This window comes from Sulfurimonas paralvinellae (assembly GCF_014905135.1).
GTDB classification, from domain to species: domain Bacteria; phylum Campylobacterota; class Campylobacteria; order Campylobacterales; family Sulfurimonadaceae; genus Sulfurimonas; species Sulfurimonas paralvinellae.
Genome location: NZ_CP041406.1, coordinates 206676 through 227821, shown reverse-complemented (window position 1 = coordinate 227821; position 21146 = coordinate 206676). Strand labels below are relative to the sequence as shown.

The 21146-nt window shown below is 39.8% G+C and carries 27 protein-coding genes and 5 tRNA genes; 4 read left to right on the top strand and 28 right to left on the bottom strand.

Annotated features, from left to right (window positions below):
- Positions 1-74: 74 nt before the first annotated feature.
- From rplL to FM071_RS01245, 14 genes are all read right to left on the bottom strand, one after another.
- Positions 75-449 carry a 50S ribosomal protein L7/L12 gene (gene rplL, locus FM071_RS01310; RefSeq protein ID WP_193111251.1) on the bottom strand — a complete coding sequence of 125 codons (375 nt, stop codon included), beginning with the start codon at positions 447-449 and terminating at the stop codon, positions 75-77.
- Between the two features lie 69 nt (positions 450-518).
- Positions 519-1004 carry a 50S ribosomal protein L10 gene (rplJ, locus tag FM071_RS01305; RefSeq protein WP_193111250.1) on the bottom strand — a complete coding sequence of 162 codons (486 nt, stop codon included), beginning with the start codon at positions 1002-1004 and terminating at the stop codon, positions 519-521.
- Between the two features lie 189 nt (positions 1005-1193).
- Complete coding sequence (gene rplA, locus FM071_RS01300) at positions 1194-1886, bottom strand: 50S ribosomal protein L1 (RefSeq protein ID WP_193111249.1); 693 nt, start codon at positions 1884-1886, stop codon at positions 1194-1196.
- A 68-nt stretch (positions 1887-1954) separates the two neighbouring features.
- Complete coding sequence (gene rplK, locus FM071_RS01295; RefSeq protein WP_193111248.1) at positions 1955-2380, bottom strand: 50S ribosomal protein L11; 426 nt, start codon at positions 2378-2380, stop codon at positions 1955-1957.
- 25 nt (positions 2381-2405) lie between these two features.
- Complete coding sequence (gene nusG / locus FM071_RS01290) at positions 2406-2933, bottom strand: transcription termination/antitermination protein NusG (protein WP_193111247.1); 528 nt, start codon at positions 2931-2933, stop codon at positions 2406-2408.
- A gap of 10 nt (positions 2934-2943) precedes the next feature.
- Entirely contained in the window at positions 2944-3123 is a 180-nt protein-coding gene (gene secE / locus FM071_RS01285) for a preprotein translocase subunit SecE (RefSeq protein ID WP_152183701.1), read from the bottom strand.
- A 73-nt stretch (positions 3124-3196) separates the two neighbouring features.
- Positions 3197-3272 (bottom strand) — tRNA-Trp (locus tag FM071_RS01280).
- Between the two features lie 25 nt (positions 3273-3297).
- On the bottom strand, positions 3298-3450 hold the full coding sequence (rpmG, locus tag FM071_RS01275; RefSeq protein ID WP_193111246.1) for a 50S ribosomal protein L33: 153 nt from the start codon (positions 3448-3450) through the stop codon (positions 3298-3300).
- 44 nt (positions 3451-3494) lie between these two features.
- Entirely contained in the window at positions 3495-4694 is a 1200-nt protein-coding gene (gene tuf / locus FM071_RS01270; RefSeq protein WP_193111245.1) for an elongation factor Tu, read from the bottom strand.
- 89 nt (positions 4695-4783) lie between these two features.
- Positions 4784-4858 (bottom strand) — tRNA-Thr (locus FM071_RS01265).
- A gap of 271 nt (positions 4859-5129) precedes the next feature.
- Positions 5130-5205: transfer RNA gene (locus FM071_RS01260), tRNA-Gly, on the bottom strand.
- 9 nt (positions 5206-5214) lie between these two features.
- Positions 5215-5299: transfer RNA gene (locus FM071_RS01255), tRNA-Tyr, on the bottom strand.
- A gap of 61 nt (positions 5300-5360) precedes the next feature.
- Positions 5361-5437 (bottom strand) — tRNA-Thr (locus tag FM071_RS01250).
- Between the two features lie 52 nt (positions 5438-5489).
- Complete coding sequence (locus FM071_RS01245) at positions 5490-6287, bottom strand: MBL fold metallo-hydrolase (protein WP_193111244.1); 798 nt, start codon at positions 6285-6287, stop codon at positions 5490-5492.
- Positions 6288-6368: 81 nt separating this feature from the next.
- Here FM071_RS01245 and FM071_RS01240 point away from each other — a divergent pair, with 81 nt between their 5' ends.
- Together FM071_RS01240 and FM071_RS01235 are read left to right on the top strand one after the other, a co-directional pair.
- Positions 6369-7097, top strand: a complete 729-nt coding sequence (locus tag FM071_RS01240; protein ID WP_193111243.1) for a YaaA family protein — start codon at positions 6369-6371, stop codon at positions 7095-7097.
- A gap of 2 nt (positions 7098-7099) precedes the next feature.
- Positions 7100-7852 (top strand): TrmH family RNA methyltransferase, encoded by a 753-nt coding sequence (locus FM071_RS01235; protein WP_193111242.1) that lies wholly within the window; start codon positions 7100-7102, stop codon positions 7850-7852.
- Between the two features lie 10 nt (positions 7853-7862).
- Here FM071_RS01235 and FM071_RS10885 read toward each other — a convergent pair whose 3' ends face one another.
- The 3 genes from FM071_RS10885 to FM071_RS01220 form a co-directional block, all read right to left on the bottom strand.
- On the bottom strand, positions 7863-9332 hold the full coding sequence (locus FM071_RS10885) for a methyl-accepting chemotaxis protein (protein ID WP_193111241.1): 1470 nt from the start codon (positions 9330-9332) through the stop codon (positions 7863-7865).
- On the bottom strand, positions 9301-9810 hold the full coding sequence (locus tag FM071_RS01225; RefSeq protein ID WP_193111240.1) for a PAS domain-containing protein: 510 nt from the start codon (positions 9808-9810) through the stop codon (positions 9301-9303). The genes FM071_RS10885 and FM071_RS01225 overlap by 32 nt, the downstream gene beginning before the upstream one ends.
- Before the next feature lie 83 nt (positions 9811-9893).
- Positions 9894-10214, bottom strand: coding sequence for a thioredoxin family protein (locus tag FM071_RS01220; protein ID WP_193111239.1), 321 nt, complete (start codon positions 10212-10214; stop codon positions 9894-9896).
- A gap of 25 nt (positions 10215-10239) precedes the next feature.
- Here FM071_RS01220 and FM071_RS01215 point away from each other — a divergent pair, with 25 nt between their 5' ends.
- Positions 10240-11148: an AEC family transporter gene (locus FM071_RS01215; protein WP_193111238.1), complete on the top strand. Its 909-nt coding sequence runs from the start codon at positions 10240-10242 to the stop codon at positions 11146-11148.
- Between the two features lie 20 nt (positions 11149-11168).
- Here the strand turns inward: FM071_RS01215 and tkt are convergent, their stop codons facing one another.
- From tkt to FM071_RS01185, 6 genes are read right to left on the bottom strand one after another with little or no spacing between them, the layout of a single operon-like run.
- Positions 11169-13091 (bottom strand): transketolase, encoded by a 1923-nt coding sequence (tkt, locus tag FM071_RS01210; RefSeq protein WP_193111237.1) that lies wholly within the window; start codon positions 13089-13091, stop codon positions 11169-11171.
- A gap of 55 nt (positions 13092-13146) precedes the next feature.
- Complete coding sequence (locus FM071_RS01205; RefSeq protein WP_193111236.1) at positions 13147-14001, bottom strand: polyprenyl synthetase family protein; 855 nt, start codon at positions 13999-14001, stop codon at positions 13147-13149.
- A 19-nt stretch (positions 14002-14020) separates the two neighbouring features.
- A complete protein-coding gene (locus tag FM071_RS01200) occupies positions 14021-15004 on the bottom strand; it encodes a DUF7488 domain-containing protein (RefSeq protein ID WP_193111235.1) in 984 nt (327 codons plus the stop codon).
- A complete protein-coding gene (locus FM071_RS01195) occupies positions 15005-15307 on the bottom strand; it encodes a YbaB/EbfC family nucleoid-associated protein (RefSeq protein WP_193111234.1) in 303 nt (100 codons plus the stop codon).
- A 2-nt stretch (positions 15308-15309) separates the two neighbouring features.
- Positions 15310-15675: an aspartate 1-decarboxylase gene (panD, locus tag FM071_RS01190; RefSeq protein WP_193111233.1), complete on the bottom strand. Its 366-nt coding sequence runs from the start codon at positions 15673-15675 to the stop codon at positions 15310-15312.
- Between the two features lie 8 nt (positions 15676-15683).
- Positions 15684-16058: a (2Fe-2S) ferredoxin domain-containing protein gene (locus tag FM071_RS01185; protein WP_193111232.1), complete on the bottom strand. Its 375-nt coding sequence runs from the start codon at positions 16056-16058 to the stop codon at positions 15684-15686.
- Positions 16059-16195: 137 nt separating this feature from the next.
- Here FM071_RS01185 and FM071_RS01180 point away from each other — a divergent pair, with 137 nt between their 5' ends.
- Positions 16196-16744, top strand: coding sequence for an outer membrane protein (locus FM071_RS01180; protein WP_193111231.1), 549 nt, complete (start codon positions 16196-16198; stop codon positions 16742-16744).
- Here FM071_RS01180 and FM071_RS01175 read toward each other — a convergent pair.
- The 5 genes from FM071_RS01175 to FM071_RS01155 form a co-directional block, all read right to left on the bottom strand.
- Positions 16734-17762 carry an alpha/beta fold hydrolase gene (locus tag FM071_RS01175; protein WP_193111230.1) on the bottom strand — a complete coding sequence of 343 codons (1029 nt, stop codon included), beginning with the start codon at positions 17760-17762 and terminating at the stop codon, positions 16734-16736. The two genes, FM071_RS01180 and FM071_RS01175, sit on opposite strands and share 11 nt — an antisense overlap.
- Before the next feature lie 10 nt (positions 17763-17772).
- Positions 17773-19065, bottom strand: coding sequence for a UDP-N-acetylmuramoyl-L-alanyl-D-glutamate--2,6-diaminopimelate ligase (locus tag FM071_RS01170; protein WP_193111229.1), 1293 nt, complete (start codon positions 19063-19065; stop codon positions 17773-17775).
- Entirely contained in the window at positions 19055-19648 is a 594-nt protein-coding gene (locus FM071_RS01165; RefSeq protein WP_193111228.1) for a hypothetical protein, read from the bottom strand. The genes FM071_RS01170 and FM071_RS01165 overlap by 11 nt, the downstream gene beginning before the upstream one ends.
- A 7-nt stretch (positions 19649-19655) precedes the next feature.
- Entirely contained in the window at positions 19656-19931 is a 276-nt protein-coding gene (locus FM071_RS01160; protein WP_193111227.1) for a NifU family protein, read from the bottom strand.
- Between the two features lie 84 nt (positions 19932-20015).
- The gene (locus FM071_RS01155; RefSeq protein WP_193111226.1) at positions 20016-21083 is read right to left on the bottom strand and encodes an aldo/keto reductase; all 1068 of its coding nucleotides are present in this window, start codon (positions 21081-21083) and stop codon (positions 20016-20018) included.
- Positions 21084-21146 lie beyond the last annotated feature (63 nt).

Sequence of the window (21146 nt, the reverse complement as noted above, 5' to 3'; positions counted from 1 at the left end):
GAAGAGACTTCTATCTCTTCGCTAAAGCGCCCAAAAAATGAGGGGCAAAAGCCCTCAAATCTGTTAAGTAAAACTTACTTAACTTCTACTGTAGCACCAGCTTCTTCTAGAGCAGCTTTTGCTTCTTCAGCAGCTTCTTTATCTACACCTTCTTTGATAGTAGATGGTAATGCTTCACATGCTTCTTTTGCTTCTTTAAGTCCAAGACCAGTAAGCGCACGAACAGCTTTAATAACACCGATTTTCTTAGCACCAGCGTCAGTAAGTACTACATCAAACTCAGTTTTTTCAGCAGCAGCTGCACCAGCGTCACCACCAGCAACACCAGCAACAGCAACAGGTTGTGCAGATACACCAAATTTTTCTTCGAATTCTTTTACAAGCTCAGAAAGCTCAAGAACAGATAAACCAGAAATAAATTCTAATACGTCTTCTTTAGTTACAGCCATATTATAGCTCCTTAATTTTTTTAATTTTTTTGTTTTGTGACATTTAAGCCACTAATTTAGAAGAGAAGACTATGCTTCCTCTTCTTCTTTCTTTTTGCGTAAAGCATCGATTCCAATTGCAAGGTTTGTAATTGGAGCCATCCAAGTTGCTGCAAGCATACCAAGTAGCTCTTCGCGGCCAGGAAGTTTAGCAAATGCTTCGATTTTAGCTACGTCTGCAGGTTCTTTATCTAAATAACCGGCTTTAATAACAAATTTGTCATTTGTTTTTGCAAAATCTGCAGCTATTTTAGAAGCGGCGATAACATCATCAGACCAAACAAAAATGTTTGTATCTTTGATCTCTACACCGCTCATACCTGCATTGTTGAGTGCGATTGTTGCTAAAGAGTTTTTAACAACCTGAACACTTGTGTCTTTTGCACGAGCAGCTTTACGTAACTCTTCAAGTTGACTTACTGTCATACCTTTGTAGTCACAGATAACAACTGCTGTCGTATTTTCGAAAGAGTTCGTTAATTGTGCGATCACTTCCGCTTTTTTTGACTTAAGCATATAGTTCTCCTTTCCAGACATAACTTCAAGAGGGGTGAAAGGTAACGATTAAGCTCACTACCAACTCGGTAGATGCCCCCATCTATCTTTAGTCCAAGTAATCCAGATTCCCACAAAATGAAAATCTTTACTCTAAGATACGACTATCTCAAAATAAAGAGTTTCAAACTCCCTAGAGGGAGATGAATACTATTTGATATCAGCTAACTCGACAAGATCAAGTTTAACAGCTGGACTCATTGTTAATGAAAGTGCAGCGTTTTTGATATAACGACCTTTTGCAGATGCTGGTTTTTGTTTGTTGATTGCAACAATAAAGCTCTCAAGATTCTCTTTGATCTTAGCAGCATCAAAACTAGCTTTTCCGATACCAGCATGGATGTTACCTTTTTTGTCAACTCTAAAGTTAACCTGACCGCCTTTAACATTGTTAACAGCAGTAGCAACATCTGGAGTAACTGTACCGGTTTTAGGGTTAGGCATTAAACCTTTTGGCCCTAAAATACGACCGATTTGACCAACAAGTCCCATACAATCTGGTGCTGCAACAACAACATCAAAGTTAAAGATCCCTTCTTTGATCTGTGCAACTAAATCATCAGTACCAACAATGTCAGCACCGGCAGCTTTTGCTTCATCAGCTTTTGCACCTTTAGCAAATACAGCAACACGAACAGTTTTCCCTGTTCCGTGTGGAAGAACCACTGCACCACGAACCATTTGGTCTGCGTGACGCGGGTCAACATTTAAATTCATAGCAATTTCAACAGTCTCGTCAAATTTTGCACTTTTTAAATCTTTTACAGTTGTAGAAGCTTCTTCTATACTGTAAGATTTAGTATTATCAACTTTTTCTAATAATTGTTTATATCTTTTGCTCATAACAAATTCTCCGTAATAATTCTGCCACAAAGTTTTAAATCATTGTGGTCGATGATTTTAGACTAAAACTAGTCTTTGATTTCAATACCGATTGAACGAGCTGAACCAGCTAATGTATTAGCAGCCATTTCTTTGTCATCAGTGTTTAAATCTTCGATTTTTGCTTCAACAACTTCCATTAATTGAGCACGAGTGATTGATCCGACTTTGTTTTTAAGTGGATTATCCGTACCTTTTTTAAGACCTGCAGCTTTCATTAAAAGTTCAGATGCCGGTGGTTGTTTTGTAACAAATGAAAAACTTCTGTCATTGTAAACAGTGATAACAACAGGAATTTTATACCCCATTTTATCTTTTGTTTTTTCATTAAACGCTTTACAGAATTCCATGATGTTAACACCACGTTGTCCTAGTGCTGGTCCTACTGGTGGAGCCGGGTTAGCTTTACCAGCTTCAATTTGTAGCTTGATATAGTCCATGACTTTTTTTGCCATTTTGTTTCCTTTTTATGAATTTAAATTATATGATTTTCTCAACTTGCGTATAAGAGATATCTACAGGAGTAGCTCTTCCGAAAATTGAAACATTAAGTTTGAGAGTACCATGCTCTAGATCATACTCATCTACAGTTGCCGTAAAGTTTGCAAACGGTCCGTCAATAATACGAACAGTCTCACCATTATCAAAAAATACTTTTGGTTTTGGAGCTGCACGGTTATTTACACGATCCAAGATAACATTGATGTCATGCTCGCTTAGAGGTGTCGGAACATTTGCTTCACCGATAAATCCAGATACTTTCGGGATTGATTGGATCATATGCTGGATTTCAGTATTTAAGTCAATTCTTGCAAATACATAACCGGAATAAAGTGAACGCTCACTTACTTTTTTCTTACCGTCTTTTACTTCGATAACATCTTCAGTTGGAACGATAACATCTGTTATCTGATCTTGAAGCCCAAACTCTTCAATCATATTAAAGATTGCATCTCTAACTGCTCTGTCACTGCCGTAGGTTTGGATCGAGTACCATTGATGTGCCATAACTTTCTCCTTAACCTAAAATTGCCGACATAATTGATGACATTAAAAGATCAACCAATGCTAAAAACGCTGCTACTGCAGAAACTACAATAATAACAGCAATATATGCTTGTTTTACCTGACCTTTTGTAGGAAAGATAACTTTACTCAGTTCCAGTTTTGCATTGCGAATGTGTTTACTTAATTCCATGAATTCTTTCCATTATACTTAAAATGTCATTTATTATAAATAAAGCTCGAAAGCTCTACTAATAATAAATGGGTGGCAGGCGTAGAGAGACTCGAACTCCCAACACCCGGATTTGGAATCCGGTGCTCTACCATTGGAGCTATACGCCTAAAATAAAAAAGAGAAAAACTGTTATTACAGTTTCATCTCTTTGTGTTCTGTGTGCTCTTTACACCATTTGCAGTATTTACGTACTGAAAATTTCTCAGTGTGAGTCTTTTTATTTTTAGTTGTGTGATAGTTACGTCTTGTACATTTCTCACAACCTAAGTGAATTGCTTCTCTCATTATCTTACCTTATAAAAGGATTTTGCATATTAGCCAGAGGCTAATTATGCAAGAATCTCAGCAACAACACCAGCACCAACTGTTCTACCACCTTCACGGATAGCGAACTTAGTACCTTGTTCCATTGCAATTGGGTGAATTAACTCAGCAGTAATACTTACGTTATCACCTGGCATAACCATCTCAGTACCTTCTGGTAGAGTGATTGCACCTGTTACGTCTGTTGTACGTACGTAGAATTGTGGACGGTAACCATTAAAGAATGGAGTATGACGACCACCTTCGTCTTTACTTAGTACATAGATCTCAGCAGTAAATTTAGTGTGCGGTGTAATTGAACCTGGCTTACAAAGAACTTGTCCACGCTCAACTTCATCTTTACCAATACCACGGATAAGAATACCACAGTTGTCACCAGCTTCACCTTGTTCCATCTCTTTACGGAACATTTCAACACCAGTTACAGTAGTTTTTTGTGTATCTTTGATACCAACAATTTCAACTTCGTCACCTACTTTAACAACACCACGCTCGATACGTCCTGTTACAACAGTACCACGACCAGAAATTGAGAACACGTCTTCAACAGGCATTAAGAAATCTTTATCAGTTTCACGCTCTGGCTCAGGAATATACTCATCAACTGTATTCATAAGTGCGATGATTTTTTCAGACCACTCACCTAAAGTACCAGTTTTAGCTTCTTCAAGAGCTTTTAATGCAGAACCTGCAGTGATTGGTGTATCATCACCTGGGAATTCATACATATCTAAAAGTTCACGAATTTCCATCTCAACTAGTTCTAATAACTCTTCGTCATCAACCATATCTTCTTTGTTCATGAAAACAACGATGTATGGTACACCAACTTGTTTAGAAAGAAGGATGTGCTCACGAGTTTGTGGCATTGGGCCATCCGCTGCAGAAACAACAAGAATAGCACCATCCATTTGTGCAGCACCAGTAATCATATTCTTAACATAATCCGCGTGACCTGGACAGTCAACGTGTGCATAGTGACGAGTATCAGTTTCGTACTCTACGTGTGAAGTAGCGATAGTAATACCACGCTCTCTCTCTTCTGGAGCATTATCGATTTGATCATAATCCATGAATTCCGCTTCGTTTTTAACTGCAAGTACTGCTGTAATTGCTGCCGTTAGTGTTGTTTTACCGTGGTCAACGTGACCAATTGTACCGATGTTAACATGCGGTTTATTACGTTCAAACTTTTCTTTTGCCATAGTGTCCTCCGACCTTAATTTGTGAATTGAAATGGAATTATACCCAAAAATCATTCAATTATTTCTTAAACTTTGTAAAAACTCTATGATGGAGCTTATGGCGGGAATCGGACCCGCGACCTCTTCCTTACCAAGGAAGTGCTCTACCACTGAGCCACATAAGCATCTGCCAGTATATAACATGTAATCTGCTGCGTTAAAAATATTCGGAGTACTTTCGTACGCCTTATATTTTCGCCTTGTATCTCACACGTTCTATACTTGCAATAATACCTTGCTGTATAGTTATAGTTTTAATTTAAGAAATCACTGCATGATTCTTTTTAAATTATATTAGTAATTGTGATTAGATTTTACTATATAGATATTTATATAAAAATAATATATAGTCATATGAAGTAAGGTGAAATTGTACTTCAGCTTCCAGAATCTCAATGGAGCGGGTGAAGGGATTCGAACCCTCGACAGCCTGCTTGGAAGGCAGGAACTCTAGCCACTGAGTTACACCCGCGTGTTTGAGTGGTGGTGGGAAGAGGAGTCGAACCTCTGAACCCATAGGGAGCAGATTTACAGTCTGCCGTCGTTGGCCACTTGACTATCCCACCATCGTGATATTTTCTAATATCTAATTCTGGTCTAACACTGTTTCTAATATTCAAAATTCAATGGTGCCGACACGAGGATTTGAACCCCGGGCCTGCTGATTACAAATCAGCTGCTCTAGCCAACTGAGCTATGTCGGCATCGAATTTGAGCCAGAATTATAGTGCAAAATAAATTCAATGTCAAGGGTTTTTAGCGAAAATATACAAAATCTTCATCTTTTAATATAATTGGCTTCCATTTTCCCCTGAACGCTTCTATTTCTTCCACAATTTTTTGTCTGTATGTCGGTTTTATATGATTAATATAGAGTGAAAAATCATCTCTTTTGAAGCTGTTAAGTTGTGCAAAAAGCAATTCTGACGTCAGGTGTTTACTCTCTAGCGCCAAAGTTTTCATGTTGTTTGAAAAAGAACACTCTATAATGACACTCTTTATATCCGGGTTAGTTTCCAGGATATTTTTTACATTATCCAAAGAGTATGTATCTGCCGTTATCATAACTGATGCATTATCGATCGTATAGACATAACCGCAGCTTGCAACTGTATGGTCTGTCAAGAAAGGCCTGATTGTTTCATTTTCAGAGATTTGATAGCTCTTATTTGCTTCTATCTCTATATATTTGACAACCATTGCATCTTTACCGTAAAGCTTTATAGTGGAAAAATCCGGCCAGACAGTGTCATTTAAGAAATTTTCTTTGACTGCTTTGATCGTTTCAGGCAAACCCATAATGTTGAGTGTTTTTGTTCTTTGGCTGAAATAGTTGTCTAAGATATAGGCGATGTCTACGATATGATCGAGATGAGAATGTGTGAGCCAGATGTTTTCTACCTCTATGGACTCTTTTTCCAAAGCATCAAGCAGATTCCCTGCGTCAACCGTCGTTGTGGGATTAAGCATAAAAGATGTCGTTCCAAAGCCTTTTGCCTTTGTTCCAAAGGCTCCTAGTACTCTGATACTGTGCTGTCTTTTCACATCTTCCATAGGCTCTTCTTCAATGATTTGCGAATATTATACCATTAAGTAGATATAATTAGATAAAAATTTATCAGGATTGAAATTCTTATGTTAAAAATACTATTTTCACCATCAGAAGGTAAAATTACCGGCGGCGAAGAGAGAGAAGAAAAACTTTTTGGTGCACCTCACGCAAGGGATGAAATACTGAGTACCTACAGAGATATCATTCTCAGCAGTAATGAAGAGTCAATCAAAGCACTTTTTGGCTTTAAGAAGTTCAGTGAGTGCACACCCTATATTGTTGATATATTCAACTCTCCTCTTATGCATGCCATCGAACGTTATGACGGTGTGGCTTATGATTACCTGCAGTATAAAGAACAGGACACGCTCACGCAAGCCTATCTGCGTGAGCATACACTTATCTTTTCAAATCTCTACGGACCGATTCTCGGCGGCGATACCATTGCCAACTACAAAGTCAAACAGGGAAATTCCATAGGAGATATCGCTCCTGACAAATTCTATAAAGAGTGCTTTTCCTACCAGCTTGATCTCTATCTCGGTGAACATGATATTTTAGATCTGCGTGCGGGTTACTATGACAAGTTCTATAAAGCCAACAAACCTTTTACAACGCTCAAGTTCTTAAAAAACGGCAAAACAGTTTCACATTGGGCAAAAGCCTACAGAGGCATTGTACTGCGTGAGGTAGCAAAAAACAAGATAGAGAGTCTTGATGAGTTTATGAAATTAGAGATTGAGAATCTTTTGGTACATGAGATCAAACAGACAAAAAACAAAACTGAAATAGTTTACAATATAGTGGAGTGAGTATGAACGAAGATTCAAAAGCATACAGAGAGAAAAAAGCCTTCTTTGAAAAGATTATCACTCTCTATGGCAGAAATGTTGTCATAGAGATGTTGCAAGACAAGAGTATCGAGATCCATAAACTTCATATGGCAAACTCAAACAAACCCGACGGTGCTATAAAGAAGATTTTACTGCTTGCAAAAGAGCGTGGTGTTGCAATAACACATCATGATAAAAATGCCCTCTCACGCATCTCTAAAAATGCCAAGCAGGATCAGGGCGTTGCTATTGACATCATCTCCAAGAGCTATGCTCACGCAAGTGAACTGCAAAAACTCACCTCATACAGGCTTATTGCACTTGAAGGTATTCACAATCCTCAAAATCTCGGTATGATCATACGCAGTTGCGCGGCGGGCAATATTGATGGCATCATCCTTCCAAAGAAAAATTCAGCGAAGATCTCACCGCTTGTCGTCAAAGCGAGTGCCGGGACACTTTTCAAACTACCGATCTATTTTTGTGAGAAACTCGAAGACACCTTGCGTGAGCTAAACGGTGCAGATATATATGCACTCTCTCTTGATGCAAAAGAGAGTCTCTATGATATACAAACTTCTGAAAAAACAATATTTGTTTTGGGGAATGAGAGTGAAGGCATAAGCCCTGATGTTGCAAAGCTTTGCAACAAAAAGCTTATTATTCCCATGAACCGGGGTGTAGAGTCTTTAAATGTAGCCGTTACAGCCGCTTTACTCGCTTTTATGAAGTAAAGCGAAGCAGTTACGCAATATTTACTTCCGGATTTCCCTCTTTCACCATCTCTTTAAAGAGGTCAAACAGTACAAAACTCGCCTCTTCAGCTTCTTTCATATTATTGACAATAAAATCTCTATTGTCTCTGGAAATACAATTTTTCATTTTTGTACACTTCAATGTTTCCAGCACTTTTGCATGAACTTTAGCATGAGGGGCATCTAATGTTTTAAAGGCAGTTGTTTTTCCAAACATCTCTCTGCCTATGCCATCATACCATTTCCCCATTCTACAGCCGTGATGATCTGTAAACTGTGATGCCGCTTCTTCATTCTCTTCTAAAATAGCTCTGTACGCTTTATGTTTAAAGATAATATGGTCCACTTTAATAAGAGACGAATGGAGTGAATCATGAATGTATTTTCCCTCTTTCGCCGACATATCCGCTGTTACCGCAAAGTTACTCAGTGTTTCGTGGAAGTTATTGACATCTCCCTGTGAAGAGACGGCTATCTCTGTAACCTGCTCTGAGTTTGATTGTATCTCAGTAGCTTCTTGCTGCAGTGTCTGCGTCGTTATGGCAATCTCCTGCGTTGCTTTTTGTGTACGTTCCGCCAGCTTTCTTACCTCATCGGCAACAACGGCAAAACCACGTCCGTGTTCACCCGCACGAGCCGCTTCAATGGCAGCGTTGAGTGCAAGCAAGTTTGTCTGTTCGGCAATATCTTTAATAAGGTTGACCACATCACTGATCTCTGTCGTTCTCTCGTTTAGAGAACTGATAGCATCATTTGAATTTGTAATGAGCTGTGTAAGTTCTTCAAGGTTATTTGTGATCTTGTTAACGACATCCTGTGCATCTTCAGCCTCTTTTGCCGTTGCAGCCGTCGAATTTGCAATCTTCTCAACAGCTCCAAGATTTGATGAAATATCTTCTTGAATGATAGAGAGACCTTTTGAAACCCCTCCTTGTGAATTGATGTCAAAATCACGCCCCATTTCACTACGCTGTGCCGACTTGTAAGATTCACTTATTGATTGAATTGCAAGATTGAGATCAGGAAGAGCACTTCGAAAGTCCCCGCGGTATCCCGCTTCAAAGATTAGTCTGTTGCTTTTACCATCATTCGCTGCTGCGACAGAAGTATTGATATCACGCATCAGTTGTTCTGTCTGATCGAGCAGATTGTTCACACCCCATGCAACGCCCTGCATAACATGTGTATCGGGAATATTGGTAATTCTATACGAAAGTTCTCCATTACCAGCTTTTATAAGCACATCTCGCACTTGTTGAATGAGTGGATCGTTAAAGATCTTATTACAGGCATCACCGCCGGTACTGCTGCCCATGAAAATCGTTCCAAGGGCAACAACCAAAATAATACCGGCTGCAACAGCTTGGCCGACAATAAAGAGATAGATAACGATGCCAAGCATCAAAAGGTAAAGAGCAAGTGTCTGCTTAGTGCTGTAAATTGAAGATAAAAGTGTCATAATCCACCCCCTGTTCATCTAAGATAGTATTTAATAGTTGCATTGAACCTTCCATACCTGAACGCTTCTCTTCCTCAAGAAGTTTTTGGTAAAGTCCCGGTATAACTTCCATCGATTTCGGTGAAGGTTTCCTACGAACGGAGTGATAATCTCTTACACCTCCATTCTTATCCAAAGTAACAGTAACATTAGCAAGTACCCAGTAATAAGAACCGTCTTTGCACATATTTTTTACATAGGCAAAGATCTCCTCGTTATTCTGTATTCTGTCCCATAAGAGTTTGAAAACGGCTTTTGGCATATCTGGGTGACGCAAAATAGAGTGCGGCGCACCAAGGAGTTCAGACTCTTCATATCCGGAAATTTTAATGAAGATCTTGTTTCCGTAGATTATCTTACCTTTTGTATCTGTTTTTGATACGATAAATTCATCATCCGAAAGTCTTTTTTCATTGGAGGTTGGTGTTGGTTTTGGCATATTCTCGTCCTCTCACAAAGTTGTGAGAAGCATTATAGTCCATGCCTTTTAAATTGTAACTTAAAAACTCTATTATTTACTGTTTAAGATATCATGATATTATAAGGACGTTCTATCTCACGCACGACTTCATCGACGGACATATGGCGCGATTTTCGTATGAACTCTCTGCCGTCTAAAAATATTAAAAGTGTAGGAATGGCAAAAACATTAAAGTGAGCCGCAGTCTCCTGTTCAATCGAGACATCGATACTGGTGATTTTAAACTCTTTGAAGTTCGTCGTAATGGCATCGAGCAGTTTTGGCTTGAGTGCATGACAGACATTACATGTCGGTGCTGAGAAGTAAAGCATCACTGCCATATTCTCCTCTATTATTTTTTCTATTTCTTCTATTGTTTGCATAGGGTAATTATAGTAGAATTCCTGTATGAGTTCAATAATTTTTTCAATCCTGAGTATCTATATCTTCATTATCATGGGCTATCTCGCAAAACGCAGCTTTAAAGAGCAGATAGACGACAGGACTATCACTCTTTTAAATGTCTACTTCCTACAGGTCTTTTTGACATTTTGGGGACTGCTGCTGCATCCGGTGGACATCACCCTTTTATATGCACCGAGTATCTACCTACTTATCGTTCTGGCTGCATTGATGCTTCTGGCTTTTTTTGCCCATCGGCTCTTCTCACGCAAGAAAGAGTACTCCATCGCTATGGTCGCTGCCATCATAGGCAACACAGGAAACCTCGGCATCCCGCTTAACATCGCTATCTTCGGAGAGGCTTCCATACCCTACACGACCGTTGTCAATCTCGTCAATGTATTCGTTGTCTATACTATCGGCGTCTATTTCTACTCACGCGGCAGTTTTGATGTAAAGACTTCATTGAAAAACATCATAAAACTGCCTATACTCTGGGCTGCCATCATAGCCATCATCTTAAGTGCAAAGGGCTACCGACCGAGTGAGACTATCATGAATATGCTGATGATGGGTGCGTATGCTTCCATGACCATGCAGCTTTTTTTGTTCGGTATCTATCTCTACGGTACAAAAATACGGGAGATTAACAGGATGCTTATTGCATGGGTTGTCGGATTTAAGTTTCTTATTCTGCCGCTCATAGCTTTTAGTGTCTTGTACTTTATAGAACTCGACTCCATGATAAAAGGCATCATCTTCATAGAGTTGATGATGCCGCTTGCCGTTGCCAATGTCAATCTCGCATCGCTCTATGACTGCGAGCCAAAAATCGTTACGGCACTCGTGCTCATCACTTCCGTCATCTTCTTAGGTATTATCTTTGCCGGTGTTAAAGTTTTAACCTACCTCTAATTCAAATAAAAACTATCAGCTTATTTTATTTTTTCTAAAAGAGCATCGACCGTAAAGCCAAACTTCTCAAAAAGCTGACCGGCAGGTGCTGAAGCGCCGAAAGTGTCCATACCGATGACCTCATCGGCAAGTTTATACCACTCAAGTCCGCGAGCCGCTTCAATGGCAACGCGTTTTGTTCCCGGTACGATGATCTCATTGATGTAAGACTGTTCTTGTTCTATAAAGAGGTCATAACACGGCACAGAGACAACATTTGCAGGGACACCTTTTTCATTGAGTGCCTCTTTTGTATTTAGAGCAAGTTCTACTTCACTTCCACTTGCCATTAATGTGATAACCGCATCATTGTCACTTGCAAGCAGATAACCACCGCGTGCAGCTTCTCCTTTAACAGCTTTTGGAAGCAGTGCTAACGACTGGCGTGAGCAGACAAAAGCAGATGGAGATTTTTTCATCTGCAGTGCTGTTTTCCATGCTGCAACATTCTCTGCGCCGTCAGCCGGACGCCAAACGTAGAAGTTTGGCAGTGCACGGAACTGAGAAAGATGCTCTATCGGCTGGTGAGTCGGTCCGTCTTCACCTACACCGATACTGTCATGCGTCCATATAAAGAACTGTTGAATACCCGTAAGTGCTGCAATACGCGCTGCCGGTTTAAGGTAGTCTGAAAAAACGAAGAATGTCGAAGTAAACGGCATAATAGGTCCATAAAGCGCCATAGCATTGGCAATGGAAGCCATAGCATGCTCACGAATACCGAAGTAGATATTTTTTCCTTTTGGAAATGTTCCCATATCGTTTAGGTATGTTTTGTTAGAAGGACTGAGGTCAGCAGAACCGCCGATAAAAGCAGGAATCGCTTTGGCAATGGCATTAAGCACCTTACCGTTTGTATTTCTTGTCGCATCGGCTTTTTCAAAAGTCGGCCACTCAATTCTTGAAAAATCATGGTTTAAAAGTGCATCAAGCGCTTCGTTTTGCTCCATCAGCGGTGCCGTTTTAAGTGAATGGATCCATTCACGCTCTGCAAGATCACCCTCTTCTATGGCGCATCGAAAACGTACCAGTACATCATCATCAACAAAGAATTTTTTCTCAGGATCAAATCCCGCACCGCGTTTTGCATCAGCAATGACATCTTCTCCAAGCGGTGCACCGTGAGCATGGTGTGAACCTTCAAGCGGTCCTGCACCTTTGGCAATGATTGTGTTTGCAATGATGATGACCGGACGGTCAGCTTTTTTTGCCTGAGTTATCGTTGCATCTATCTCAACATAATCATGTCCGTTGCACTCTAATACTTCCCAACCCTGTGATTCAAAACGCGCGCGTATATCTTCTGAGATGGAAAGATCGGTATTTCCCTCGATAGTAATACGGTTAGAGTCATAAATGAGAATGAGATTATCCAGTTTATTATGTCCTGCGATAGAACATGCTTCATAAGAGATACCCTCTTCGAGGTCACCGTCACCACACAGGCAGTAAACATTGTGATCGATGAGTTTTGCAGTCTCAGAATTAACCTGAGCACCCATGAATTTCGAAGCCATAGAGAAACCAACAGCATTTGCGATACCCTGTCCAAGCGGTCCTGTAGTGATCTCTACACCGGCTGTATGCCCATATTCAGGATGTCCAGGAGTTTTCGAATCGAGCTGACGAAATTCTTTGAGATCTTCTATCTCCAAGCCGTATCCCCACAAATAGTAAAGCGAATAAATAAGCCCTGTTGCGTGACCGCCTGAAAAGACAAGTCTGTCACGATTCAACCATGAAGGATTTTTTGGATTGTGCTTTAGGTGTTCACTTAAAACTACAGCAATATCAGCAAGTCCCATCGGTGCACCCGGGTGGCCTGAGTTTGCTTTTTGAACCATATCAGCTGCTAAAAATCGTATTGTGTTTGCCATCTTTTGACGCATTGTATTGTCATTCATGTTTTTATTCCTTATATATTAGACTTCTTAGAAAGCTTTTTAAAAAAAGAGTTTTCTAAGAAGTCGATTTATGTCTGTTTATGTATTTCGTAAGTATTGGTGAGAGCTCACGCTGCAGGCTCTCATCAAAGCTTTCCATCTGCTGTGTCAGCTCATCTGCTAGAATATTTGCCTCACGTAGAGCTTCATCAAGCCCTAAAATAGTTACAAAACTATTTTTTGCTTCATCATTATTCGTCAGTTTTCCTGCTTCTTCACTTGACTGCGTGACATCTAAGATATCATCCTGAATCTGAAATAGCAGACCAAGTTTGATACCAAAATCATACAGCTCCTGTGCCATATCCTCACGCCCGACAATGATCGCACCCATCTTCAGAGATGCCGCTATGAGCTTTGCCGTTTTGTTTGTGTGAAGGATCTTGATATCTTCGATTGCAAGCGGTTTGTTTTCAAAATAGCAGTCTATCGCCTGTCCGAGGACCATTCCGTTAAGCCCGCCATTTTGGGCAAGTTCTCGAACGAGTTTTACTTTTGTTTCATCCGAAAAAGGTGCTGTAGAAAGGATCTCAAAAGCATAGGTATTGAGTGCATCACCGACAAGTATCGCCGTTACCTCGTCATAAACAACATGCAGCGTAGGATTACCACGGCGAAGCGGTGAGTCATCCATTGCCGGCAGGTCATCATGGATAAGCGAGTAAGTGTGCAGCAGTTCAATGGCGTAAGCCGCATGATAAGCAGACTCACTCATCAAAGGATTATAAGCCTTCACAACACCGAGTAAAAGAGCAGGACGAAAGCGCTTACCACCTGCTTTGAGCATGTTGTGCAGTGCTGCTTCATAGTGCGGGTGAATGCTTTGTGATTGCGGTAAATTATCTAATAAGAACTGCTCGAATTTTTGCATTTGAAATTGTACTTTTTTTCTACTTAATGTTTACAAAAAACTGGAAGCCATTACGCTCAAACAAGAGAGATTTGTAATGTTTTGTCTTTTGCAGATACTCACGCAATGCTGCTTCATTCTCAACTTTTACGCCATCGACTTGAATCAGTCTGTCACCGATGTGTAGTCCATATTTCTGAAATGCATTGCCTATTTTTGTCAAATGCAGTTTTGCATCGAAATAAAGTCCGCGTGATTCCAAAAAAGTATCACTCAATTCACCGCCGCCATATCGTTGCTGAACCATTACTGTAAATGTGTACAGTTTTGAGCCGCGTTTTACTTTTACTCTATGTTTTGAACCGACTTTTGAAAAGAGAATCTTACACATCAACACAGACGCGGCATCTATCTTTTTACCGTCAAAACCTACAATACAGTCACCTTGTAAAAAAGGGTTGTTTTTCATAAACGGATCACTTGCTTTTACGATGACAGAACCCTTTTCATTCTTAACACGGATGCCTATATCTCCATAGAGATTGTTTTTTGTTGTAACGAAATGGTTCAGATATTCTCTTTGAATAATACCTCTTGGCGTTACTACTCCTTCAAGTGAACAGCAGGAACTTGTCACTAAAGCGGGATAGACAAGTGTCTCACTATAACTTGCCAAAGTGTTTAGTCCTATCTGATTATGCAGGAACTTTCCTTCATAAGCTTTTTTATCTGTTACGATGGCAGTGCCTAACTGCAGACGCATGTTAATATCAAACGGATAGGCAAAAGGTTTGCTCTCTTCTATAAGATACAGAGATAAAAAAGGGTCCTGTTTTATAATTTTTGCATTGGGTATATTGCGTGAGTAGACGAGTCGCTCTGTTTTTGAAACGGGAATAGAAAGAGAATTGTTTTGTATTGCGTGAGAGTCTTTGACTTTTGCTACACAGGATGCATAGCCGCCTTTGCAGGCGTAGAGGTTTATAAAAAGAAGAGAGCCGAGGAGTAGCAGGCGTGCAAACACCTACTTCACTCCGCCCATACCGCCGAGCATCCCTAAAGCGCTCTGCTGCTGGTTCTGCTGAACCATTTTATTGGCATCGTTGATGGCACCGATGAGAAGAATCTGCAGTGACTCTTTATCCTCAAGCAGTTCATCATCAATGTTCAAGTCGATCACTTCGCCGTTTCCGTTGAGTGTCAACTCAACCATACCGCCGCCGCTTTTGACGGAGAAGGTTTTGTTGGCAAGTTCATCTTTGAGTTTTTGGGCATTGGCTTCAAATCCCTGAAGCATTTTACCTAAATCACCCATATTTTCAAACATGATTAGATCTCGTCGTGGATTGCGTCTATATTGTTGTCATCGTTCAAAAGAACGACTTTTGGCTTATAATCCGCCAACTCTTTTTCATCATAGGTCGCATACGCAACGATGATGATCTTGTCACCTTTATGAACTTTACGCGCTGCTGCACCATTGAGACAGATATCACGTTTACCGCGTTCACCGAGGATAATGTAAGTAGAGAAACGCTCACCGTTGTTTATGTTGAGTATCTCTACTTTTTGTCCAACACGCATCTTCGAAGCTTCTAAAAGTTCTTCATCTATCGTGATAGAGCCGACATAGTTTAAGTTGGCATCTGTTACGGTAGCGCGATGGATTTTACTGTACAACATCTCTATTGTCATTACTTTTCCTACATTCCCATCTGTTTTTTCATATCAGCAGGGCTGATTGGCTCGTCCCACATCTCTTTATCGATAACATACTCTTCAACTACGTTACCGCCAATGATATGTTCTTGTACAATTTTATCAATTTTTTCTTTAGTTAAACCTGCGTACATTGTATGACCCGGCTCAACAAGCATTACAGGGCCCATTTGACAGCGATTCATGCATGAAGTACGAATTGGCTGTACCGTTCCCATAATGCCCTCTTTCATCAAAGATTGTGCAAGATATTGGAAAAGATCCTGTGTTTGCGGTGTGACACATGATGGTTTTGGCATACCCGGAGGAGCAGACTGCTCACACTTGAAGATATAAAATGCCGGTTGTGGAATTCCCATAGAAATAGTCCTTAAAATTTTTGTGCAATTATAGCAAAATTCTTCAGCAAAATTCTAATGCACGCAAATAAGTTTATATTTTTAAGTTAGCATGCAACTTTTTAGATATAATTTTGCTAAAAAATCAGGACAGTCACTTGAAAAAAATCACACTCCTTTTACTTCTCTTATCTTCACTCCTTTTTGGCGAATCAAAAATCTATCTCGGTACAGGCTACGCTTACAACAACGAAACTGTATCTTACAACGGCAATGACAAAACAATCAGTAACAATGCAGCTCGCCTGAAGCTTGGCTATGGAGACAGAGAAGCATATGCCGTAGAGTTCTCACTCGATTATGTCGATAACAACAAAGAGGTCTTCGATGCCAACGACGGTAAAAAATACGGATTCAATGTAGAACTTCTAAAGGCATTCGACTTCGGCATCTATGTCAATCCATTCTTAAAAGCCGGATTTGGTGCAGGCTACATGGACACTCCCGCTGATCTGAATAACGGATCGCTTACCTATGGAAGCTTTAATCTCGGAGCCGGTCTTTTTATTCCGATGGGTGAACATTTTGATATCGAACTCGCATACGAATACAAAGGTGTTTCGTATCAAAAACTTGACAATAACTCAACGAACAGTCCCGATTCAACGCTTCATATAGGCTATGTCGGTGTGAACTTCAGATTTTAGAGATAAAATCTAAAATAGCGCTCAAGGCTTTTTGACGCATACCGTCTTTTTCGATATAGAGTTCATGGTATGCCCCTTTTATTGTATACCCATGGCAATGTGAATGAGCATTCTTACAAAATTCTTCCTGAGCATCCGCATTGACAACCTGATCTTTTTCTCCTTGCAGCAGCAGTGTTGGAATCTGTATCAAAGAGGCATTCTCAACTGCTATTTTACTCCATTTACAAGCTTCCTGCACCCATTTGACGCTCGGTCCGCCAATCTTGGTTTGAGGCTCATCTCTATATGCCTGCTGCATAATTTCGTATCGTATTTTTGAATGTGTCAGATCGTTCTCATCAAAGTTTTGTTTTGTAATATCGTAAGAAGCAGTTCCAACTATATAATTGCTTAGATTTCTCTTCTTTTTTTCCATAAGATCACATAGCAGTGTACTCATGACAGGTAAAATTAAATTGGGTTGATGCATAGGAGAATAGAGAATTAATGCAGAAAAATCATGAGGATAGACTTCGGCATAAAGCGATGCGATTGTTCCGCCCATTGAGTGGCCTAACAATACTCTCTTTTTGTCTTTAGGAACATAATTTTCTACAAAAAACTTCAGATCATCGACATAATGGAAAAAACTTTCCACATACCCTATTTTTGTATCTGGTAACAATCTTTGTGAATACCCTTGCCCTCGATGATCTAAAATATAGACAGAGTAGCCGTTACGATTGAGATCATAAATGAGTTCCTGGTATTTGACCATTCCTTCACTGCGTCCGCTTGAGATAACGATAACAGCTTTTGCATGCTTTACCTTAAAGATCTTATAGGCTATTTTTATATTTTCGGGAGTGCTGAAAAAGTGAAGTTTATGGCTCTGAAAGTAAGGAGAGATAACTGTTTTATATTTTTTTTGTAACTCTTTTTGCGTTGTAAACTTATAATGTTTATCTACATACTGCCAATACTCAAAACCAAAAAGAGAATTTACAAGCAGCAGTAGAAACAGTAGTGTTTTCATGCTGATGAGCTTAGATATTCAGAAGTTCTCTGACAACTTCTCTGTCATCAAAAGGTAGCTTTTCATCATAAATGATCTGATAGTTCTCATCCCCTTTTCCAAGGATGACAACCACCTCTTCGCCTTCTTGTTCATCAAGTGCCATCTCTATGGCCTTTTTACGATTGAGCTCAACCACGACATTACTTTTGTCCTCTATGCCGCTGAGAATACCATCAACAATCGCATCGGGATCTTCATGACGAGGATTATCACTCGTTACATAAACTTTTTTAGCCAAAGATGCAGCAACACGACCCATAAGAGGACGTTTGCTCTTGTCTCTGTCCCCGCCCGCACCAAAAACGACAAGCAGTTCTTTCTCTTTGAGTGCATTGAGCACCTGCGCCATACCGTCAGGCGTATGTGCAAAATCAACGATAACATTCGGCGCTGCACACACCTGCTCCATTCTACCGCTCACCCCTGCAAAATTATCAACAACATCAGCCACTTCTTGGAGTGATTTGTCCGTAATGAGATGGGTTGCCGAAATAGCCGCCATGAGATTGTAAAGATTGAAAAAACCATGCAGTGAAGCGGTAAACGGCACGATCTCTTGGAAATGTTGAATAATGCCGCTGCTGCCGTCATTCAAAGAATATGCCATCAATCTGTATGTCGCAGGATTTTCTATGCCGTATGTATAGGCATTTTTAAAGTTGAACTTTGCTTTTGGTTCATCTTTGTTGATGAGTTTTTTACCCTCATCTTTAAAGAAAGAGTTTTTGATGTTAATATACTCTTCTATACTCTTATGATAATCAAGATGGTCCTGTGTGATGTTTGTTAAAATTTTCAGCTCAAACGGCAGGCCTTCGATTCTCTTTTGCGCTATTGCGTGAGAACTCACTTCCATAATGAAATACTCACATCCCGCTTCAACCGCCTGATAGATATGTCTGTATGTATTTAAAACAGAAGGGGTTGTCAGTGTCTTGCCTTCCACTGCTTCATCGTTCATAAAAAGACCACGTGTTCCCTGCATTGCCGCTTTATAGCCAAGATCAAGTAAAAAGGAGTAGATGGCACTCGCCGTTGTCGTTTTGCCGTTCGTACCCGTGATGCCGACGATTTTAATCTTGTCAACACCAAAAAGCGAAGCGATATCCTGAATCTTTATGACAGAATGAGCACCTTTTGCTTTTGCATCGTCTAAATATTTTTCATTTTGTGTTGTGAGAACAAAAGCTGTCTCACTGTCACACTCCTGAGAGTTTTCAGTAACATATCTGTAAGGTTGGTCGGGAAGCTCAATTTTCAATATTTTTCCCCTGTGCAAGTTTTTTGAGTAGTTTTGTTAGCAGTTTATCGGAAGGATAGACGCTCAGTGCATTTTCAAGATATGTCAAAGCCATCTCTGTAAAACCGTGTTCGATCAATTTATCTAAAAAATCTAAAAAATCCTCTTTTTCTGTAATGATAACACGCGTTGAGAACATTATATTTTCAAAAGTCTCTTTAAAATCAGCACCTTTGTCGAGTAGCTTTTTAAAATCGCTGTACAAAATACCGTCTTCAAATTCTATACGATCACGCAGAGGCTGCGTGAAAGCTTCTCCAAGCTTTTCAAGACTTCCGTCCATATTTTGCAGTATCTCTGTCATAACGGCATCTGCTTCTTCTTTATCTTCCTCACGCAATATCTCATAATAGTCAAACAGTGCTTCTGCACCCATTTCACCACTCATTGCCATTTCAGAAAGAATGACTCCGTTATACGCCTCTTTCGAGTTTGGATAGTTCTGCAAAACTTCGGCGAATTTTTCCAACGCTTTTTCATACTCCGCTCTTGAAAAACTCTCTTTTGCTTGTGATAAAATCTTATATTTACTAATTGTGCTCATTTTTCTCTTATAAATTATCTATATCGTTTTCCATACCCATTGGTACATTAACCACACATATCTCAGGATGAATATCCATTCTCAACTGTCTCTCCACACCGTATTTCAGCGTAGAACCACTGCTTGAACAGCCTATGCATGCACCTTTAAGCTGTACATACACATTGCCGTTCTTGACCGTTACAAAATCAATGTCTCCACCATCAAGTGCTAATGAGGGACGTACTTTATCTATTACATGCCTTACCGGCTCCATAAGTTCTTCATCACTAAACGGGATCATAGTTTTCCTTTTTCTGTTGCAATCTTATATTTATATCATAAAATATGACAAAATCGCTTAATAAGCTATAAATTATTTAATTAACTACGCTTTTAAAGCCATAACCTCTTGCACATAACGTGGCTGACGCATTGAAATGACAATATTGTCAATACCATCATTTTGAAGTAAAAACCGAAGTGCACACTCTTGCATTTTTGCATTGCAATCGCTAAAATACTCTTTGAGTGTCGTTCGTGTCATCTTTGCTGATTCATAAGCTACCATCTCTCGATAATTTCGTAAAAAACGCTCGATGTATTCAAGAAGAACATCCAAAACATCTTCATGTATATTTTCAATCGCTTTTTTGATATGCGGCAGTATCTGCAGGCTAAGAAAGGTGTCATACTCTCCGATGAAACCGAACTTATGCTTATTTGCATCCATTTGCTCTATGAGGTTATACAAAACCCGCAGATCATCATTATCACATATCTCCAAAAGCTCATTGAGCGTATGGTAGTACTCTTGCGGTTCATCATACTCTGCAAGTCTGTACATGAGTCCGTCTTTTTGGGCATTTAAAGGTCTGTTTGAGAGCACTCTTAAACCATGTTTCTTTGCCTCTTTTGCTGTTTTCAGATTCTCTTGTTCCAACATATTGACAGGCAGTTCCAAAGTCGTAAAAGAGTGCTCTTCATTACCCGTTTTTTGCGCTGCTTCTTTAGCAGTGCTCAGCACACTCTCAATATCTTTGATGCTGTCTGCACTCATACCGTAACTCTGGATTTTACCCTCTCTTACAGCCTTTTCAAAAGCCGTAAAAACTTCCAAAAGAGATGATTCAGCACAATCTTCGATCAAACAGCTTTCAATCTTTAAGAGCTGGAGATTTTCCAATGATGCATCTATTTGCTCATGGATAAGAGCTTTTATATCTTGATCATTCTCTTTTGGCAAGAGACATTTTGAGATGATCTCTATCTCATCACGAATCTTGTCTTCAAAAAGCTGCATAACTTTTTTAACAGCCCTTTGTGCGCCGCCGTCTGTATAATAAGGGGCTGTTTCGATCACTCGTACGCCAAGATCAATGGCTTCTTTCAGTGCTTCAATGTGTAATAGATTTTCATCATTTACTCTGTAGGTTCCAAATGCGAAAGTACTCATAATCTAAGTCCTCTGTTGTAAAGTAGTTTAGAATGTGGAAAGTGGAGAGTAAAAAAATTGAGG

Excerpts from the sequence above, each read along its gene's own strand:
- panD (WP_193111233.1), bottom strand. The coding sequence starts at position 15,675 with ATGACAATAGAGATGTTGTACAGTAAAATCCATCGCGCTACCGTAACA.
- rplA (WP_193111249.1), bottom strand. The coding sequence starts at position 1,886 with ATGAGCAAAAGATATAAACAATTATTAGAAAAAGTTGATAATACTAAA.
- FM071_RS01205 (WP_193111236.1), bottom strand. The coding sequence starts at position 14,001 with ATGCAAAAATTCGAGCAGTTCTTATTAGATAATTTACCGCAATCACAA.
- tuf (WP_193111245.1), bottom strand. The coding sequence starts at position 4,694 with ATGGCAAAAGAAAAGTTTGAACGTAATAAACCGCATGTTAACATCGGT.
- FM071_RS01195 (WP_193111234.1), bottom strand. The coding sequence starts at position 15,307 with ATGTTTGAAAATATGGGTGATTTAGGTAAAATGCTTCAGGGATTTGAA.
- FM071_RS01185 (WP_193111232.1), bottom strand. The coding sequence starts at position 16,058 with ATGGGAATTCCACAACCGGCATTTTATATCTTCAAGTGTGAGCAGTCT.
- rplK (WP_193111248.1), bottom strand. The coding sequence starts at position 2,380 with ATGGCAAAAAAAGTCATGGACTATATCAAGCTACAAATTGAAGCTGGT.
- rpmG (WP_193111246.1), bottom strand. The coding sequence starts at position 3,450 with ATGAGAGAAGCAATTCACTTAGGTTGTGAGAAATGTACAAGACGTAAC.
- FM071_RS01245 (WP_193111244.1), bottom strand. The coding sequence starts at position 6,287 with ATGGAAGATGTGAAAAGACAGCACAGTATCAGAGTACTAGGAGCCTTT.
- FM071_RS10885 (WP_193111241.1), bottom strand. The coding sequence starts at position 9,332 with ATGACACTTTTATCTTCAATTTACAGCACTAAGCAGACACTTGCTCTT.
- secE (WP_152183701.1), bottom strand. The coding sequence starts at position 3,123 with ATGGAATTAAGTAAACACATTCGCAATGCAAAACTGGAACTGAGTAAA.
- FM071_RS01165 (WP_193111228.1), bottom strand. The coding sequence starts at position 19,648 with ATGAGCACAATTAGTAAATATAAGATTTTATCACAAGCAAAAGAGAGT.
- FM071_RS01160 (WP_193111227.1), bottom strand. The coding sequence starts at position 19,931 with ATGATCCCGTTTAGTGATGAAGAACTTATGGAGCCGGTAAGGCATGTA.
- tkt (WP_193111237.1), bottom strand. The coding sequence starts at position 13,091 with ATGAATGACAATACAATGCGTCAAAAGATGGCAAACACAATACGATTT.
- FM071_RS01220 (WP_193111239.1), bottom strand. The coding sequence starts at position 10,214 with ATGCAAACAATAGAAGAAATAGAAAAAATAATAGAGGAGAATATGGCA.
- rplL (WP_193111251.1), bottom strand. The coding sequence starts at position 449 with ATGGCTGTAACTAAAGAAGACGTATTAGAATTTATTTCTGGTTTATCT.
- FM071_RS01215 (WP_193111238.1), top strand. The coding sequence starts at position 10,240 with ATGAGTTCAATAATTTTTTCAATCCTGAGTATCTATATCTTCATTATC.
- FM071_RS01235 (WP_193111242.1), top strand. The coding sequence starts at position 7,100 with ATGAACGAAGATTCAAAAGCATACAGAGAGAAAAAAGCCTTCTTTGAA.
- nusG (WP_193111247.1), bottom strand. The coding sequence starts at position 2,933 with ATGGCACATCAATGGTACTCGATCCAAACCTACGGCAGTGACAGAGCA.
- FM071_RS01225 (WP_193111240.1), bottom strand. The coding sequence starts at position 9,810 with ATGCCAAAACCAACACCAACCTCCAATGAAAAAAGACTTTCGGATGAT.
- FM071_RS01240 (WP_193111243.1), top strand. The coding sequence starts at position 6,369 with ATGTTAAAAATACTATTTTCACCATCAGAAGGTAAAATTACCGGCGGC.
- rplJ (WP_193111250.1), bottom strand. The coding sequence starts at position 1,004 with ATGCTTAAGTCAAAAAAAGCGGAAGTGATCGCACAATTAACGAACTCT.
- FM071_RS01155 (WP_193111226.1), bottom strand. The coding sequence starts at position 21,083 with ATGAGTACTTTCGCATTTGGAACCTACAGAGTAAATGATGAAAATCTA.
- FM071_RS01175 (WP_193111230.1), bottom strand. The coding sequence starts at position 17,762 with ATGAAAACACTACTGTTTCTACTGCTGCTTGTAAATTCTCTTTTTGGT.